Source organism: Pontibacillus salicampi (genome assembly GCF_042434395.1).
Taxonomy (GTDB): domain Bacteria; phylum Bacillota; class Bacilli; order Bacillales; family BH030062; genus Pontibacillus; species Pontibacillus salicampi.
Genome location: NZ_JBHLTP010000023.1, coordinates 73836 through 91919, shown reverse-complemented (window position 1 = coordinate 91919; position 18084 = coordinate 73836). Strand labels below are relative to the sequence as shown.

The window sequence follows — 18084 nt, the reverse complement described above, 5'->3', positions numbered from 1 at the left end:
GTTTTGTATTTTGTAATAGTAGAATTACAAGCTTAAAAAGATGGTGAGACACATACATAAATGGATAAATTTCACTTATGCCATGGCGTTAACATAACCATAAAAGCAGTATTAAAATTATTGGAACAATAAATTTGAAGTGATGTTGGATAAACAATATCATGTTTCAATCGTAAAGTGAGGATTTGTTAAAGAAATGAAGTTTTTCATATTGGTATTAGGTTTGCTAAATTTTCTTTACTCTGTTTCAAAATCTTATAAAATAAGAAAAAGCCTAAAAAACCGGAGTAAAATAGGACTCCACGGAACCCGAACCCTAAAAAACAGTTGGATTATTGGACAGGCAATACTTATATTACTCCCAACAATAATTCAAGTATTGTTGCAAGGAGATCTAATGGAGTTTATTTGGATACTATGTTTTACATTTTTTATACCATTTAGTTTATATAGGTTTACTGAAGCTAGACACTTATCGGATGGTCAAAGTATTTCTAGATTTTCATATAATTTTTTTAAAATATATGCATGGTCAGGATTTTGGCCAACTATTACAGGATTATTATTAGTTTTATTAGTACAAATCCCTCTGATGTGGAAAATATTACTTTTTGGTTGGATAGCGATTACTGTTGTAGCAGGCTTGGGAGATCTTGCACAGACTAGTGGTATTAATAAAAGCATGAGGGAAGGAAAGTATATAAGAAAACGGTGGTATCGCCCCATTATTGATTGGCCTGCAAATATATTTGGCCTATTAACTAAAAAAAAGAGGAAATATTTTTGGAAAGAAGTTACTATTACTCTTAAAAATGTGAGTAAGGGTGTAATTATACTATTTAAAAACAAAAAATTCACTCTATATGATAAAGAATTCATTGAATCTCTTCCAAATCTAGATGGTAATTGGAAAGCTCCATATGTTGTATATGTAGCAAACGGTGTAACAGAAAAACATAAATCAATGAAAGCTTTTATAGAAGACTTCTACGATAGTATCCCTGAAGATAGAAAGCTAGATTATTATAGAAGGTTGAGGAGTCAGAACGATAAAGAGTTTCTTGCCCAGATAAATGAATTTCTTGTTGCAAAATTCTGTTCTGAAAATGGAGAGATTGAATTCAACCCAAAATTAGAAAATGGTTTAACACCAGAATTGTTGTGGGAAATAAATGGACAAAAAGTACTATTGGATGTAGTAACTTTATTTGAATCAGAGGATATTGGCAAGGAGCAAGAAACAATAGATCATCTTTTAAATTACCTTTCAGATGTTGAACATTTTTTTGATGTTGGAATATGGTATGAAATTGTGGATCAAAAAAATTATAAACCTAGTGGAATAAAAAGAAAATTGATTAAGTATCTTGATGCTCTAGATCCAACAGATGTTGATCCAGAGGAAGAACTAGTAATTAATTCTGATGGTATATCAGGGGGATTTTTTATTTCACCTAAGGGAAACATCGAAACAAAATCAAAAATTGATTTTGCTTTGTTAGGTCCACCTAGAAAAATTGAGCCATTAAAGGCGATTGAAAGAAGAATTAATTCAAAGCTAAAAAAATATAAATGGGAAGGTCCAATTATTGTTGCAATATGTAAAGCTGCTGATAACGGAGCGGATTGGGAAGAAGTTGCAGAAGTGTTATATGGTCCTACCATCGTCAGGTATGATAAAAAAGAGGGTGAGTATTCTGAGTGTTTAGGTTCAGGAGGGATACTAATGCCAAGAGGTGACAGTCCTCCACTAAATACTTCTCTTACAGGTATCCTATACTGTGAACAGAACTGGAATGAAGAACTACCGACATTAAAAATTAAGTACTTAATAAATCCTTTTGCCAAACACCAAATAAATTTAAAGATACCCAGTTATCCAACTGTTGAAAATGAAAGGATTAAATTTGATTGGATAAATACCCAGGGGGAAAAACTGGAACATCATTAATAATATTTGTGAAAAAATGAGGACTAATCTATAACTAAATTTAATAAACAAAAAGTCTAATTACGAGTAAAATGCTAACATTTTGCTAACGCAATCCAATGAAAAACGGTGAAACCAAGTTAAAGATGTTACAGACAGCATTCAGCAAAACCTTAATATAGCGCACTATTTGCATACAACGTGTAAGATATTACACACTCTCACCATAGGGGCGGCATGATGTAATAACGGGTTAATAATTAAAGGACTACTTCCTAAATAAAGGAGGTAGTCCTTTTTTGCTTTTAAAATTAGCATTCAGGTTTTTTTAGAAGACCGTACATTCTAGCCATGTAAAAATATTGCTAAGAGAGTGGCAAAACTATGATAATAATGCTGGAGCAATAAATACAAAATTACAACGAGTCAGGTCATTTTTATTTGACAATGTCAATAACGGTTTAAATTTCCCTAATTTCAACGGAATAAAATTCCCTAATATCGTCATAATTGAGCGGGCTGTATGCCTGCTTTTTTCTTTTCACGAAGCCTGTAAGAGTCACCTCTTATATTAAAGGTTGAAGAATGATGAACAATCCTATCTAGAATTGCAGTTACTAATACTTCATCCCCAAAAATCTTACCCCACTCTACATAAGACTTATTGGAAGTTAGGATCATTGCTCCGGTTTCATACCTTTTTGAGATGATCTGAAAGAATGTATGTGAACTTAATTCGTCAAAACCAAAATAACCTATTTCGTCTACAACCAAGATATCTGGTCTACAATACCTCTTAATAATCCGTTGGATTAACCCTTGTTTATTAGCTTTTTGGCATTCTGCTATAAAGTCATTTGCCGTGATATAAAGGGCTGTATGACCTTGTGTGAGGGCCTCTACTGTCATAGATATGGCTAAGTGCGTTTTCCCTACACCAGGAGGCCCTAGAAGGATAATATTCTCTCCATGATGTATGTATCGTCCGGTGAGAACTTCTTTAATACGTTTCTCGTCTATACTTGGTTGAAAGGCAAAATCAAAATCGTGAATGGTTTTTATATAGGGAAGTTTGGACTTTTTAATCCTTTTGTTTAACTCTGTTTCTTCCCTGTGTTCAATTTCCTTAGATAAAAGCGTGTATAGGAAGGTAGAATATGATACATTATCTTTAGATGAATCTTCCAAGATTCCGTCTAGTTGGTCAGCTGTGTAGGACCAACCTAATTGCTTGAGTCGTTCAACTAAGACTGTGGTGTTCATGTTAGATCACCATCCTCTAGTTGATCATAAATTTGAAGAGAGCGTTGCTCTACTTCAAGATTTGAGGGCTGTAAACGACTGTGGGTCGCCAAACCAACAGAGGTCGTTTTCAGTCCTTTATAATGTTCAAAATGAATATGTTCTTTTGCTTTTCCATCTAAGATTGGGTGGCTTGCAATACGTTCGTTTGAGTCGAATATCTCCAGATGATGATCTAAAGTTTCTTTAATTTTTACTTCTTGGCCCACGTACCTGAAAGGTACGGAGTAACGGTTACCTTTATACGAGACAAAGCAGTCTTTACTAACAGTTCTAAGCTCCCAGTGATTAATAGGGAATAAAGGTTTAGTGTTTGATTTAGCTAAGTAACGTTGTTCTTGTTGAAAGCGTATCTCCGGTGCTTCTTGTGTAGTTTGATTAATCTTTCGATTAGCTGTTCGATCTAACCATCTTCTTACCTCATTATTTAATCCTTCAAGACTTTTAGGCAATCTTCGCTGCATAAAATTCTTCTTCAAGTAGCCCACTACGTTTTCTACTTTCCCCTTAGTTTGAGGCCTATAAGGCTTACAGGCTTTAGGAGCCACTCCATAATAATCTAAAAACTCTTCAAACTTTCTATTGAAACGGATCTCTACTGGACTATGTTTAATAACAGCTGTTTTCATATTGTCATAGAGTATCTGTTCGGGAACACCATTAAAGTAAGCAAATGCATTCATATGACATTTCATCAATGTTTCTAGGTTCATATTATCCGTAAACTCTATATACTTCATTCGTGAATAACTTAATACCATTGTGAATGCACTAATGTCTTTCATCTCTCCATCAACTTCAAATTTCCCTACGTGACCCCAATCCATTTGAGCTTGTTTCCCTGGAGACGTTTCAAATCTTATCGTTGCTTGTTTTTTAGGCTGAGACCTAAATGGTCTCACAAAGTCTCTGAGAATCGTCATCTTGCCGGTATAACCTAAGGATTGAATCTCTTCAAATAACACCAAACAATTCGTTGTTCCTTCTTTAATTCTTTCTCTTAAGTAATCTTTGTAAGGATCTAGCTTACTGATCTTTTTAGCTGATCTATCCTTTCGTTCGGGAAGACTATCGGCTTTTATGTACTTTCTAATCGTTTTTGGATCAAATCCAGTCTCCTCAGAAATTGCTGTAATTGACCAACCTTTTTGATAAAGTTCCCTAATCATAAAAAACTCCCCAATCTGGACCATCACTCTACACTCCATCTCTATGTTATATAGAATGATTATCCGTTATTAGTGGGGAATTTGAAACCGTTGTTATTAGGGATTTTATCACCGTTGCTAACAGACAATTCTACAGCCCTTAATGATGTGGTATTGTACTTGTATGGAGACAAACATTTTACGACGAATTTTCTTTGATGAACATCAACATTGGGAAGCCTTTAAGAACAAATATGGAGGTAAGACTCAGCCAGTCGTGAAAAAGGAAGTGGAGAAGCTTCAGATTGTGGAAATTTTAAAAAGTGTTTTAAGCTTTTAGTATATGAATAGATACACTAAACATACTGTAATACGAATTGAGGTGGCGAGTGGAGCGTACAGAGGACTTAATTGAGTTGTGTTTATTAATGGGGAAGATGATGCTACAAAATGGAGCGGAAACCTATCGTGTGGAAGATACAATGACGCGGATTGCCCAATCTTTTGGACGGGATGAAGCACAAAGTTATGTAACACCTACTGGGATTGTGTTTACCATTAGCCCTAGTGCCCCTGCAAAATTAGTAAGGGTTTCAGCACGAGAGACAAATCTCGAAAAAGTAAAGCTCGCGAATAATGTCTCTAGAAACATTACCAGTGGAGACATGTCTACTCAGGAAGCGTATAAAGAGCTTAGAAAAATTGAAACCAGTCCTACAGATTATTCCATGCAAATGCAAATCATCGCTGCCACGTTAGCGAGTGGTTTCTTTAGTATCATGTTTCAGGGGAGTTGGTACGATTTTCTACCAGCCTGCATTGCAGGAGGGCTAGGATTTATTGCATTAATTAACTTTATTCATTATTTGAATCTAAATTTGTTGCTGAATTCATTGCTTCGTTGTTGATTGGTTTTACGGCCTTTTCCCTTTTTTCATTAGGTATTGGGAAGGAAGTTGATAAGGTAGTTGTTGGTTCTGTCATGCCGTTGGTCCCTGGCCTGCTCATCACCAACGCTGTAAGGGATTTGATGGCAGGTCATCTTATCTCAGGACTCGCCAAGGGGGCGGAGGCCTTTTTAACGGCTTTTGCAATTGGGGCAGGTATTGCTGTTATGTTTGCACTATTTTAGAGATCGTGAGGAATAATTATGTTGATTGAACATGCCATTGCAAGCTTTTTTGCATCAGCTGCCTTTGGAATCATCTTTCAGGCGCCAAGAAATACGCTCATCAAATGTGGTCTCGTCGGCATGATTGGTTGGGTCATTTACATATCCTTAGTATGGGAAGAAGTCGACAGTGTCCCAGCTACACTTTTTGCCTCCTTTGTTATTGCCATGGTCAGCCAGATGCTGGCAAGGATATATAAAACACCTATGATTATATTTAGCGTAGCAGGGATTATTCCTCTTGTACCAGGAAGTCTTGCGTATGACGCCATGCGAAGCTTTGTGCAAAATGACTACAGCGTCGCTATCTCCATTGCAGCGAAAGCTTTTATGATATCTGGTGCGATTGCATTTGGGCTCGTGTTCTCGGAAGTGCTTAACCAGATTATAAAAAAGATGAGAAAAACAAAAGCGCAAGTGGGGTAATGGGAGAGCCTCCCTTGCGCTTTTGTTCGTCGTCCATGAAACTATAAACGGAACAACTTTATTACCAATTGTACGAGCAGAAAAGTATTATTTGTGGAGTCGAGGTTGAGAGCAGCACTGATTGACCGTGTAATACACCATCCGCATATGTTTACTTTCACAGGTAATAGTTATTGAATTAGCCATGCGTTATTCAGGCAAAACTACTAAATGAAATCGGCTGGCAAGCTTATGTACTTATCTTTGCACATTTATGTACTTTTCTAGCGTAAAACACAGGATAAAGATAAAGTAGAAGAACTGACCTACGTTCACCTTAAGGGATTTCCTAATATGAAGTAGTTGTTCATGAGGATATACAAGAAAATAATCATGTGAAAGATTCAGTATCATGTTGGTTTTGTCCATACTGGCATTCTAGTAGTGGTACAAGTGGTTCAGGGGGAGGTGTCTTGAGGTTTGCTTATGAATTGCCAGAAAGTCATCCATGGTTATCCACATCTATCCACATTACAGATTTTATATAAACCTTGGCTCATTTTTAATTTCCCCCTCATAATCAATAGGTAGTTTGATGTAGTGAAATGTAAAAACCATACATATTCTAGTGTAATCCTATCCACAGATGGGTATAGTCACAGAAGTAAAAAGACCTCTCAAGAGTCTAAAAACTTTTGAGAGGTTTTTTTAATTTTCTAATTAGCTTGACGAAATAACATCATGTGGGTATATTATAGATAATCATTTAGTAAGCGTTTACGTAAAAATGAAAGTAAGGTGTACTAATCATGAATCCAACAATCCAAGATGTAGCAAAAGCAGCGAATGTTTCGATTGCGACGGTCTCCAGAGTCTTGAACAATCAACCTGGCTTTTCCCAAAAAACAAAGCAACGGGTCTTGCAGACGATTGAAGAGCTTGGCTATCAGCCAAATGCAATTGCCAGAGGTCTTGTCAATCGAAATTCAGGGACAATTGGAGTGCTTTTCCCTAGTGTATCCGGTCTTCTCTCATCAGAAGTCCTACATGGAATTGAAGCCCGAGCTAATGAGGAAGGTTACAGTGTGATTGTGTGTAATACAGCCGCAGATCACGAAAAGACCTTGAGATATATCCAGTTATTAAGTGAGAAGCGGGTTGATGGGCTTGTATTTGTTAGTGAAGAGGTCGATGAGGAATATTATAAGGCATTTCAGCGAATGGGCGTCCCAGTGGTGCTCGTGTTGACGCAGTCTTACAAATATCCATTGCCTTATGTAAAGGTGGATGACTCTCATGCCGCTTATACGGCTACAAGTTATCTCATTGATTCTGGTCATAAAAGGATAGGAATGCTCTCAGGGAACCCGAATGATCTCTTGGCGGGAAGGACGAGAATTGAAGGCTTTAAACGGGCGCTATTAGAGGCAGAACTTCCTTATTCTGAATCATTAGTTGAAAATCAAAATAGTTTCACCTATGAAGACGGAATCAACAGCCTGCCTCGGCTTTTAGAACGTCATCCTGAAATTACGGGTATTTTTGCTGCCAGTGATGAAATCGCCATAGGAGCCATATCCGCAGCTTACAAACTCGGTATCCGCATTCCAGAGGATATATCAATCATTGGATATGACAACTTGAAACTATCGGAGATGTCTATTCCGCCACTAACAACGATTGCGCAGCCATTCCAGCGAATGGGAGAAAAAGCGATCGAAATGGTTCTTACTATAAAAAATGATAAGCAAGCAGAATCTAGTGTGATGCCCCATCATTTAGTGGAACGAGAATCTGTGAAAAAAATAAAATAAATTTTTTTAAGGATTTACGTAAGCGTTTACGTTAATTATTATGAGGAGGATGAAAAAATGGCAGAACAATGGTGGAAAGAAAGTGTCGTTTATCAAATTTATCCACGCAGTTTTAATGATAGCAATGGAGATGGAATTGGGGATATTCCGGGGATCACAGAGAAGCTGGATTATTTAGTGGAGTTAGGGGTGAATGTTATTTGGCTTTCTCCTGTTTATGATTCTCCCAATGATGATAACGGCTATGATATCCGTAATTATACAGCCATCATGGATGAATTCGGAAGCATGGAAGACTTTGATCGTTTACTGGAAGAAGCTCATCATAAAGGGTTAAAAATTGTTATGGATCTTGTAGTTAATCATACATCGGACGAGCACCCGTGGTTTGTGGAATCGAAGTCATCGAAGGAAAGTCCGAAAAGGGATTACTACATATGGAAGGAAGGTCAAAACGGCCAGCCCCCTACAAATTGGGAAGCGGCTTTCAGTGGTTCGACATGGGAATATAATGAAGCGTCAGACGAATATTATCTGCATATATTCTCGAAGAAGCAGCCTGATTTGAATTGGGAAAATGAAAAAGTCCGTGAGGAAGTTTACGACATGATGTCTTGGTGGCTGGATAAGGGGATAGATGGTTTTCGTATGGATGTCGTGAATTTTATTTCCAAGGACCCGAGTTATCCAGACGGGGAGGTCGAGGAAGGAAAAGAGTATGGGGATGGAAGTCCTTATTTTATGAATGGCCCCCGTATCCACGAATTTTTACATGAAATGAACCAGAAAGTTCTTTCTAGGTATGACATTATGACGGTTGGCGAAATGCCAGGAGTGACGCCTGAACAAGGTAAACGTTATACGGTGGAAGATCGAAATGAGTTGAATATGGTGTTCCACTTTGAGCACATGGATGTCGATGGAGGAGGCCCCCTTGGAAAGTGGTCGCTCAACGATTGGAAACTTACCGACTTGAAAAAGATATTGTCCAAATGGCAGTACGAATTGGAAGAAGAGGGATGGAACAGCTTGTATTGGAATAATCACGATCAGCCAAGAGTTGTCTCGCGATTTGGGGATGATCAGGAGTATCGTAAGAAGTCGGCTAAGATGCTGGGCACATGCCTTCATCTAATGAAAGGGACTCCATACATCTATCAGGGAGAAGAGCTTGGTATGACGAATGTCGCTTTTGAAAGAATAGAGGATTATGAAGATCTTGAATCATTGAACATGTACCAGGAGCGGGTGGATCAATACGGAGATGACGTCAAGGATGTGATGAAAAGAATCCATCACAAAGGCAGGGACAATGCAAGGACGCCTATGCAATGGTCATCCGAAGAACATGGCGGTTTTACGACGGGGACACCTTGGCTTCGAGTCAACCCTAACTATAAAACAATCAACGCAGAAGAAGTCTTAGATGATCCAAATTCCGTTTTCCATTATTATCAGAAATTGATTCAGCTGCGTAAATCAAACGATAATGTTGTTCATGGGAAATTTGACTTGTTGCTTGAAAATAGTGAAGACATTTTTGCTTATACACGGACCTATGAGGGGGAAGTACTGCTTATCCTTTGTAATTTCTCGAATAAAGAGCAGGAAGCGGAACTAAGCGAATTTCGTGATAAAAGTGGTGAAATCATTCTGACCAACCGTGAAGAAAGTACTTTCAACTCTCCAGAACTATTTAAAGTCACCCTTGAGCCATATGAGGCTACGGTTATCAGTGTCGATAAATAGTTGGCAGGCATTTTTGTGCCTTGAACGTAAGCGTTTACTAAAATGAAGGAGTGGAGAATGATGAAACGAGTCACTCAAATCGTTGCAAGCGTTCTTGTGGGTGCGTTCCTACTCTCGGGGTGTGGAGAAAGTACCTCTTCCAAGGGAGAAGTGAAGCTTGAACTGTTTTCCAATAAACCAGAAAACATCAGCACCTATAACAAGATCATAGAAAAGTTTGAGCAACAACATCCGGACATTAATGTAGAACTTTATGCTCCGCCGTCTGCGGAGACTGTTCTCCGTACTAGGCTTGTGAAGGAAGATATGCCGGATATTCTCTCTATTGCAGGAAGTGCGCTTTATGGTGAGCTGGCAGATGCAGGGATGCTGAAAGATTATTCAGGTACTGAAATGCTTGAAAATGTTCAGCCGAGTTATGTGGATATGATCAATCAACTCGTTCCTGGTAACAACGAGGGGACGTATGGCATTCCATATGCTACAAACGCCAACGCTGTCATTTATAACAAAGAGCTGATGGATGAGTTGGGACTTCAAGTTCCCAAAACTTGGGATGATTTCATCGAAGCTTTAGAAACAGCGGAAGAAGAGGGGGTCACACCGATTTACTTCACGCTGAAAGACGCGTGGACAGGGATGATTCCATGGAATGCCGTAGCGGGTGTTTTGCAGCCAAATAATTTTGCGGGGAAAAAGAGCAGCGGGGAAGCAAGTTTCCAAAAAGACTACCAGGAAGTGACGGACAAAATGCTGCAGCTATTGGATTATGGTTTAAATGACAATTTCCAATATGGGTATAACGATGGAAACAATGCATTTGCAAATGGAGAGGCACTCTTTTATTTCCAAGGGAACTGGGCGATACCCGAGTTGAAGAAAGTGAACCCTGATGTCGAGCTCGGTACTTTTGCCATGCCCGTTACCAATGACCCTGAAAAAAATGACCTTGTATCAGGGGTCGACGTGATGCTGACCGCATTGAAGGATAGCGAACACCCAAAAGAGGCGAGGCAGTTTATTGAATTTATGACTCAGGAAGAAAATGCGAAGTTATACATTGAAGAACAGTACGCCTTCTCCGCTCTTAAAGGTGTGAAACAAGAGGATGAAATCTTGAGTGGTCTACAAGGGAAAATCGCAAATGATGAGATTACCAGTTTCCCAGATCACTATTATCCGAGCGGCATGCAGGCTGCAAACTTGATTCAGGCCTTTTTTATTGAAAAGGATACGGATGCATTTCTAAAGAAAATGGACCGCGAGTGGGAGAAAGTCGAAATCCGTTAAGGGGGAGAGCGTTATGATAAATCGGCAGCGTGCTTTTTTACTGATGGCCATGCCAGCGGTAATTATATTTTTTATTTTTCATACCTATCCAGTCCTTCAGGGAATATTCTATAGTTTTACGAATTGGAGAGGGTATGGAGAATGGGATTTTGTTGGATTTAGAAACTATTTGAATGTCTTTCAGGATGGACGGGCATTAAGCTCCTATTGGTTTACATTTAAATTTGCTGTTGTTTCTACAATTTTAGTAAATATTTTCAGTTTGGCCGTTGCACTCGGCCTGAATGCGAAAATCAAATTCCAAAAGACACTTCGAGCGATTTATTTTATGCCGAATATCTTAAGTATTCTGATCGTCGGGTTTATTTTCAACTTTATTTTTACTCATTTCCTGCCAGAAATTATGGGGGTGCTGGGATTAGACGCATGGGCTAAAAATATTCTTGGCGATCCGGATACAGCTTGGATCGGGATTGTCATCATGACGGTTTGGCAGGCGACAGCCTTCAATACCATCTTGTATCTAGCAGGTCTCCAAACAATTCAGGAAGATGTGTATGAAGCGGCTGAAATAGACGGGGCAAATGCTTGGAAGAAGTTTTTGAAAATCACTTTCCCATTAATTGCGCCATTTTTCACAATCAACATGGTTTTAGCGATGAAAAACTTCCTGATGGCTTTTGATCAGATTATTGCTCTTACCAACGGCGGGCCAGGGCAGGCTACAGAATCTATTTCTCTCTTAATCTATAAAGGTGGATTCGAAGGCGGAGAATTTGCCTATCAATCAGCGAATGCCGTCATTTACTTTATCATTATAGTTGTGATTTCAGTCTTTCAAATTCGTGTACTTCAGAAACGGGAGGTGGAGATGTAATGGTAAAAGGAAAGAAAAATTGGCCCATCACTTTACTATTAATCATAGGAACGATACTTGTCTTGCTGCCACTGTATTTGACGGTTACGATTGCTTTGAAAACGCCTGAAGAAATGTCAGAATCTCTTCTATCCTTACCGAACGAGTGGCGATTTGAGAATTTTGCCGATGCCGTGGTGGTCACCGATTTCTTCAGTGCCCTGTTTAATAGTACGGTAGTAACCGTATTCGTGGTAGTTTTCACCCTTTTATCAAATTCACTTGTTGCCTATGCGATTGCACGTAATATGCATAAACGCTTTTACAAATTTCTTTTTTATTATTTTGTGAGTGCTATGTTTGTACCATTTCCAATCATTATGCTTCCAATCGTGAAGCAGACAGCGATCTGGAATATCGATAATCCTATTGGGTTGATTCTTTTGTATGTTGTCTATGGCCTTGCTTTTAACGTATTCATCTATGTGGGCTACATTAAATCAATTCCGAAGGAGCTAGAAGAAGCAGCGATTATGGACGGTGCAAACACATGGAAGGTATTTTGGAAGGTCATTTTCCCACTGTTGACCCCAATGAATGCAACCGTCGGGATTCTTACCTGTCTGTGGGCATGGAATGATTTTATGCTGCCGCTTGTCATTTTAAGCGACCCAGACTTTGCTACTCTACCGCTCGTTCAATATATTTTTCAGACGGAGTTTAGTACCAACTATAATTTGGCCTTTGCCTCTTATTTAATGGCGTTAGCGCCTATGATTTTAGTCTATGTGATTGCTCAGAAATGGATTATTAGCGGAGTAATGAAAGGGTCTATCAAGTAAGAATATCATCAATAGAACGCCCAATGCCTTTCATGTATACTTAATAGTTATGCTAAGGGTGGAGGTGGATTATACGATGGTCCAATTGAGATGGTTACAGTTAAAGAGGATTTCGCCGATTAAAACCCTGAACTGTCGTTCCCAGATGTTGTGTATGAGTGGGCTGATACATAAATCAACTTTATAGCCAGCTAGGGTTAGTTAACCGTTATCCAAATGGGTACTTCCGTCCATAATTATGAGAAAGCTTCCCTTATGAGGGGAAGCTTTTTTATGTGGTATGGGAAGATTAAGCTTTAAATATATGAAAAATTTTTTAGCTTCGTAAGTTAAGTGAAGGAATATGTTGATTGGTGGGTATCTCTTGGACTCAAACATCCTTATAATCTGTAGGTCTTTTTGTTGGTGGTTTGAGGTAGTACTTCCGACTGGATATTGACTGGATTTTCTTTATTGATACTGATATCTTATTTAACTCATACAAATATAGTAAAGTTGGAAGACCGATTATATAGGGATTTTTACATCTTATCTTTTATCACAACGAAAATCGTTAGGTTAGGGGAAAGGGGAGTGGTGTAGTTTTCTTCCACAAATGGGATGAATTTGTGTAGTAACTTTTTTATTACATAGTAGATACATACTACGGACTTCTATCTTCAGGAATCGTGGAAAATATAAACAAAATTTAGTTATCTTCTGGTATGATTTTAATATTAGAGAGAATTATAATTTATTCAAAGCAATATTGATGTGAAGATCACAAACAGAACAGTGCTTGATGGGGAGCAGAGCTTAACATATCTTTCACTGTCGGGAATTACTCATATCAGTTAGAAGCACTTCAGAAATAATAATAACAGCAGTATTCTTAACAAAATATTGATTAAAATTATTTAGAAGGGATGTAAGCTTTTGTCTAATAGGGGTGCGAATCAAAATAATGAAATTGGTAATGTCGAAACGGATTTTGATTTCGAGGAATTGGAAGTTTCCTTATCAAAACAGTTGGAAGAAAGTTTTTCTGATTTAGAGCTACTGGAAAAAGATAGAGAAACCATTTCTAATCCTGATTCTTTAGGAAAAGTAGTCATGGATGAAGTTTGGAAACAATTCGGAAATCAAATTGGACTCGACATTACTAATGAGACATTAATTCAAAAATATGATAGAGAGCATCCTGAGCAGTATAAGGATATTGCTGATTCGGTTATGAAAGACCAACGATATAAAGATGCCAATAAGGCAATGAGGGATCAACAACAATCTGGAAATTTAAAGGATAAATACACAGGAAAAGACTTAAAGCCTAGTGAAAAAGCTAATCTTGACCATGTAGTAACTAGAAAAGAATTATTTGAGAATCAAAGAAGAAAGCAAGCAAACTTAGATGTAGCTGCCCTTGCCAATAAAGAAGAAAATCTAAAGCCGACAAACGAATCATTGAATAAGAGTAAAGGTGCCAAAAGCAACAAAGAGTATGTAGAAACACGGGAAACCAGGGAAAAAGATCTTATTGAACAAAACGAGAAGGCGAATAAAAAAGTCGATGAATCAAACAAATCAGATGTTGATAAACGTGTACAAAAGGAAGAAAATGACAAACATTTGAACGATAAGCTTGCTGCTGATGACGATCTTATGTTGCAAGCTGATAAAAAAGCAAGAAAACCGATTAATAAAGATATTCGAGTTAATGCAGCAAAAGGAATTGGGAAAAAAGCCGGAAAAGATGCTCTAAAGAATATGGCCATCTCAGCACTTTTTTCGTTGTTGAAAGAAATCATGAATGGTCTAATTCGTTTCTTGAAAGGCAAATCTAAGTCGTTTAAAGGATTTTTATCTGAAATGAAGCAAGCGTTAAAATCCTTCTTTTCCAAAATTCTAAGTGTTTTCCAAACTGGAGCATCAACATTAATTGGTACAATCATATCTGAAATCTTCGGACCTATTGTAAATATTTTTAAGAAATTGGCGAGTTTTATTAAGCAAGGAATATCTTCTGTTATTGATGCAGTTAATTATCTTCGAGATAAGAGGAATAAGGACAAGCCGTTTACCGTTAAGGTAGCACAAGTTGGGAAAATAATAACTGTTGGATTAGTTGGTGGCAGTGCGATTTTCTTAGGAGAGGTATTCGAAAAATTCTTACTGACAGTTCCTGGTATGCAAATTGAGATACCACTGATTGGCACACTTGCTAATACGATTGGGTTATTTTTATCAAGTTTGGTGTCTGGATTAGTTGGTGCAATAGTTTTAAATCTTATCGATAAGTTTATCGCCAAAAAGTTAAAAGAAGAAAAGTACGAACAAATTATTGATAAGAAAAATGGGATAATAAGTCTTCAACAAGTACAAATTTCTGTAGCTGAAAATCGTGTAGTAGCATTGAAAGAAAATATTATGAGCGAAGTTTCAGAGAATCATGCATTAGCGAAGGGCGCAATGCGACAATCGCTTAATAATATATTTGATGATAATGCCAATAACTCTAAAAACAATAAAAATACTAGTGAAAATCAGAGTGATTTAGTTCAAATGCAGAGTGATTTAGAAGATTTACTTTGAGGTGATTAGAAGTGTTGAATATAAAGGAGAGAGAACAAAATCAAAATAATGAACAGAATGGAAATGTGACTACTAGCTCGACTGTTTTTAATGAAAAGAAACTTGAGCTAAAGGCATTCAGTGAGAAATTGCCTGCAGAAGCAGAGTTACCTAGTGTACCACTTTCGGGAGGGGTATTTGGGTGGTTTAATTATGATGTGACGGGTAGTGACTTAAATAGACTAACTGAAAGTATTCAAGATAAATTGATCGAGCAAAATAAAGCTCTTGTTAGAACAATACAAGAGTTTAATACTATTTACGATACATTTTCTGCATTAGATAAAGAGTACATTCAGGGGATTTTAATCTCATTGAAAGCAGCTGAAGAAGCTAATTCAAAAGCATTAAGAGGAATAAAAGGCGTTGAAGAAAATCAAGATCAAATCAAACAAATGATTAATCAACAAAAACAGGTAATTCAGGTTCTGAAAAACTTTAAAGATAAGATTGAGAGGATAGAACACATAGAAGATGTGGATGAAATTTTTGATATCTATTCTACAATACCAGGTTATTTTAAAGCAATCGAAGCAAAGATTGAAGCTCAGGATCTGACAGTAGCTGACCTTACTGATGAAATAAATGAATTGATATCTTCACATTCAGTTTTTCAAGATAATTTGGATTATTTTAAAGAAAATCAAGTTGAACAATTTGAAACAATGAAACAATTAGTTTCACATCAAGATGATGGTTTATCTAAAATCGAAGCAATAAGTAAAGAGAACAAGACTAATATCGAAACCCTAAACAAAGAAGTTGCTATTTATGGAGAGGAATACAGTGATCTAAAACGATTAATTCAAGATGACATCCAAACTTTATTTGAAATGGTTGCCCGAAACTATTCGGAGTTTGATACCAAAATCCGTTCAACTATTAACGAAGTTGCCAACAATAAGATGAATTTTGAAAATGATATTAAGGAACTCAAAATTGGAATGGAAAAACAAGAAGAAAGTATGTCTGCCTATCTTGAATCTGAATTGTCAAAGGCAAAAAATGAGATTGCAGAGCTTAGTCTGTTGACAGGAGGCTTATCAAAAGCTTTGAAGACTACTAGGGTTATTTCATTTGCTAGTATTGCTATAATATTTTTTCTAGTGATTTTAATAATAAGTGGGGTACTATAATGATTTCAGAGCATTACAAACGCCAGCTTATTAAAGAAGCTAGGCAGATAGATGTTTCCTTAGGGCAAACCTCTGATTTTGAAAAATTAGTTCAAGAAATAACTGACGAACAAATTGATAGAGCAGTTTTAGAGTTAATTAAAAACCTAGGTATCTTAACTAAGAAAAACTCCTTGCCTAGGATGGAGCAAAAGCAAGAAAAAGTTGTTGAGATATTATATAAATATCTAGGAGCATCAAAAGTTGATGGGTTATACCAAAACTTAAAAGATTCATCAAATGTTTCATTAGACAAGCTACTTAACCAATTAGATGAATTAGTTGGACTCGAAAATGTGAAGCAACAAATTCGTAATTTGATTGACTATAATCAAATTCAACAATTACGAGAGAAAAACGGCTTGAAGAAACCTGACAAAACTTTGCACATGGCATTTCTGGGTAATCCCGGCACAGCAAAAACTACAGTGGCTCGTATTGTTGGGAGGATGTTTAAAGCTATTGGATTGCTAAATAAAGGACATTTTATTGAAACGAGTAGGACTGATTTAATTGGTGAGTATCAAGGACAAACAGCAATTAAGGTAAAAAGGTTAATTAATCGTGCGAAAGGTGGAGTCCTTTTTATTGATGAAGCGTATAGTATAACAGAGAACGATCGTAGCGATAGTTATGGGAGAGAAAGCCTGACTGAGCTAACAAAAGCACTCGAGGATTATCGTGATGACCTAGTTGTAATCGTAGCTGGATATACGAATTTAATGGAGCATTTCTTTGACTCCAACCCAGGGTTAAAGTCAAGATTCAATACTTTTATTACATTTAGTGATTATTCACTAGATGAGCTTGTTCGAATATTTATTTACACCTGTAATCAAAATGACTATTTTGCGGAAGATCAAGCTATTGAAAAAGTTCGAGATTTGTTACATACGAAATTAAATGAAAAAGATGATCACTTTTCAAATGGTCGTCTTGTTCGGAATTTGTTTGATAATATAACCCTGAATCAGTCGAAGAGGTTATCGAAGTTGACTGGGCATTTTGCTAAAGAATCGTTGATGTTAATTACTAAAGAAGATGTTCCTCAAGATGATGGGCTTTTTTCCATAGAGTAATAAATCAACAATCGAATACTCAGTAATAGGAACCTTTGAGCAAGGCTACAAAGGTTCTTAATACTGAGTTGATGAAGATAGTATAAAGGTTGGTGATTCTGTTCTGGTTCTTGCTCGAAAGGACAACCGTATTAAGTGGAAATTTAATTGACTCTGCTTCTTTGTTTAATACCTATTACGTAGTACAAGAATACTAAACAATAGAAAATACGATATTGAGTAATGGATGTACTTTTATGGATTATATACAAAAACTCTAGGAATTTCTTTCCCAGACGTTTGCTGCTTTTTTACCTTGAATTTTATTTCACCTAATACTACGCATTTTTACGTTTATTACATGGAGGTACACTTTTTAAGTCGTTTTTTCATCATTATGTCCTAATCGGTCCAAAATCTCTTCTATGTCCACTTGAGCTTCAGCCAGAAAGTATGGATGTGTTTTTTAGTAAGATAAGAATTTGATTTTCGCCAGTTCTTTTTAAAACAAGGTATCCTTTATCAGAAGAGGTAGCTATTCCTTCTGTATTTGGACAACAATACCCATGAACTGTGCAAGATCCATCGTCTCTAGCGAGTGTTTGACCAATAGTACCAACTGCAACCCATTCGCTTCTCTCTGTTCGTGGAATGTATTCTTTCTGAGGGTCCCAATCTGAATTTATGATTGGTTGCCTCTCTTTTCCTTGTGAGAGGATGACATGGATAATTCC

General features: G+C 37.1%; 13 protein-coding genes and 2 pseudogenes. 12 read left to right on the top strand and 3 right to left on the bottom strand.

Annotation, left to right across the window (positions count from 1 at the left end):
- The first annotated feature begins 397 nt into the window (after nucleotides 1-397).
- The gene (locus ACFFGV_RS20125; protein ID WP_377351720.1) at nucleotides 398-1951 is read left to right on the top strand and encodes a hypothetical protein; all 1554 of its coding nucleotides are present in this window, start codon (nucleotides 398-400) and stop codon (nucleotides 1949-1951) included.
- Nucleotides 1952-2434: 483 nt separating this feature from the next.
- On the opposite strand, the gene istB is transcribed toward ACFFGV_RS20125, so the two are convergent.
- Together istB and istA are read right to left on the bottom strand one after the other, a co-directional pair.
- Nucleotides 2435-3193: an IS21-like element helper ATPase IstB gene (gene istB, locus ACFFGV_RS20120; RefSeq protein ID WP_377351718.1), complete on the bottom strand. Its 759-nt coding sequence runs from the start codon at nucleotides 3191-3193 to the stop codon at nucleotides 2435-2437.
- Nucleotides 3190-4425: an IS21 family transposase gene (istA, locus tag ACFFGV_RS20115; RefSeq protein ID WP_377351716.1), complete on the bottom strand. Its 1236-nt coding sequence runs from the start codon at nucleotides 4423-4425 to the stop codon at nucleotides 3190-3192. Before istA ends, istB begins: the two co-directional genes overlap by 4 nt.
- A gap of 139 nt (nucleotides 4426-4564) precedes the next feature.
- Between istA and ACFFGV_RS20865 the strand changes: the two are divergent.
- The 11 genes and pseudogenes from ACFFGV_RS20865 to ACFFGV_RS20065 form a co-directional block, all read left to right on the top strand.
- Nucleotides 4565-4728, top strand: a pseudogene (locus ACFFGV_RS20865) (IS91 family transposase); the annotation flags it as partial.
- Between the two features lie 80 nt (nucleotides 4729-4808).
- A pseudogene (locus ACFFGV_RS20110) lies at nucleotides 4809-5512 on the top strand (threonine/serine exporter family protein).
- 18 nt (nucleotides 5513-5530) lie between these two features.
- Nucleotides 5531-5977: a threonine/serine exporter family protein gene (locus tag ACFFGV_RS20105; RefSeq protein ID WP_377351714.1), complete on the top strand. Its 447-nt coding sequence runs from the start codon at nucleotides 5531-5533 to the stop codon at nucleotides 5975-5977.
- Between the two features lie 788 nt (nucleotides 5978-6765).
- Nucleotides 6766-7770 carry a LacI family DNA-binding transcriptional regulator gene (locus ACFFGV_RS20100; protein WP_377351712.1) on the top strand — a complete coding sequence of 335 codons (1005 nt, stop codon included), beginning with the start codon at nucleotides 6766-6768 and terminating at the stop codon, nucleotides 7768-7770.
- Nucleotides 7771-7827: 57 nt separating this feature from the next.
- Entirely contained in the window at nucleotides 7828-9519 is a 1692-nt protein-coding gene (locus tag ACFFGV_RS20095) for a glycoside hydrolase family 13 protein (protein WP_377351710.1), read from the top strand.
- Nucleotides 9520-9576: 57 nt separating this feature from the next.
- The gene (locus tag ACFFGV_RS20090; RefSeq protein ID WP_377351708.1) at nucleotides 9577-10809 is read left to right on the top strand and encodes an ABC transporter substrate-binding protein; all 1233 of its coding nucleotides are present in this window, start codon (nucleotides 9577-9579) and stop codon (nucleotides 10807-10809) included.
- A 13-nt stretch (nucleotides 10810-10822) separates the two neighbouring features.
- Nucleotides 10823-11686 (top strand): carbohydrate ABC transporter permease, encoded by an 864-nt coding sequence (locus ACFFGV_RS20085; RefSeq protein ID WP_377351706.1) that lies wholly within the window; start codon nucleotides 10823-10825, stop codon nucleotides 11684-11686.
- Nucleotides 11686-12507: a carbohydrate ABC transporter permease gene (locus ACFFGV_RS20080; RefSeq protein ID WP_377351704.1), complete on the top strand. Its 822-nt coding sequence runs from the start codon at nucleotides 11686-11688 to the stop codon at nucleotides 12505-12507. Before ACFFGV_RS20085 ends, ACFFGV_RS20080 begins: the two co-directional genes overlap by 1 nt.
- Nucleotides 12508-13422: 915 nt before the next feature.
- Complete coding sequence (locus ACFFGV_RS20075) at nucleotides 13423-15078, top strand: hypothetical protein (RefSeq protein ID WP_377351702.1); 1656 nt, start codon at nucleotides 13423-13425, stop codon at nucleotides 15076-15078.
- An 11-nt stretch (nucleotides 15079-15089) separates the two neighbouring features.
- Complete coding sequence (locus ACFFGV_RS20070) at nucleotides 15090-16253, top strand: coiled-coil domain-containing protein (protein ID WP_377351700.1); 1164 nt, start codon at nucleotides 15090-15092, stop codon at nucleotides 16251-16253.
- Nucleotides 16253-17371: an AAA family ATPase gene (locus tag ACFFGV_RS20065; protein WP_377351698.1), complete on the top strand. Its 1119-nt coding sequence runs from the start codon at nucleotides 16253-16255 to the stop codon at nucleotides 17369-17371. Before ACFFGV_RS20070 ends, ACFFGV_RS20065 begins: the two co-directional genes overlap by 1 nt.
- A gap of 419 nt (nucleotides 17372-17790) precedes the next feature.
- On the opposite strand, the gene ACFFGV_RS20060 is transcribed toward ACFFGV_RS20065, so the two are convergent.
- A complete protein-coding gene (locus ACFFGV_RS20060; protein ID WP_377351746.1) occupies nucleotides 17791-18036 on the bottom strand; it encodes a peptidase G2 autoproteolytic cleavage domain-containing protein in 246 nt (81 codons plus the stop codon).
- Nucleotides 18037-18084 lie beyond the last annotated feature (48 nt).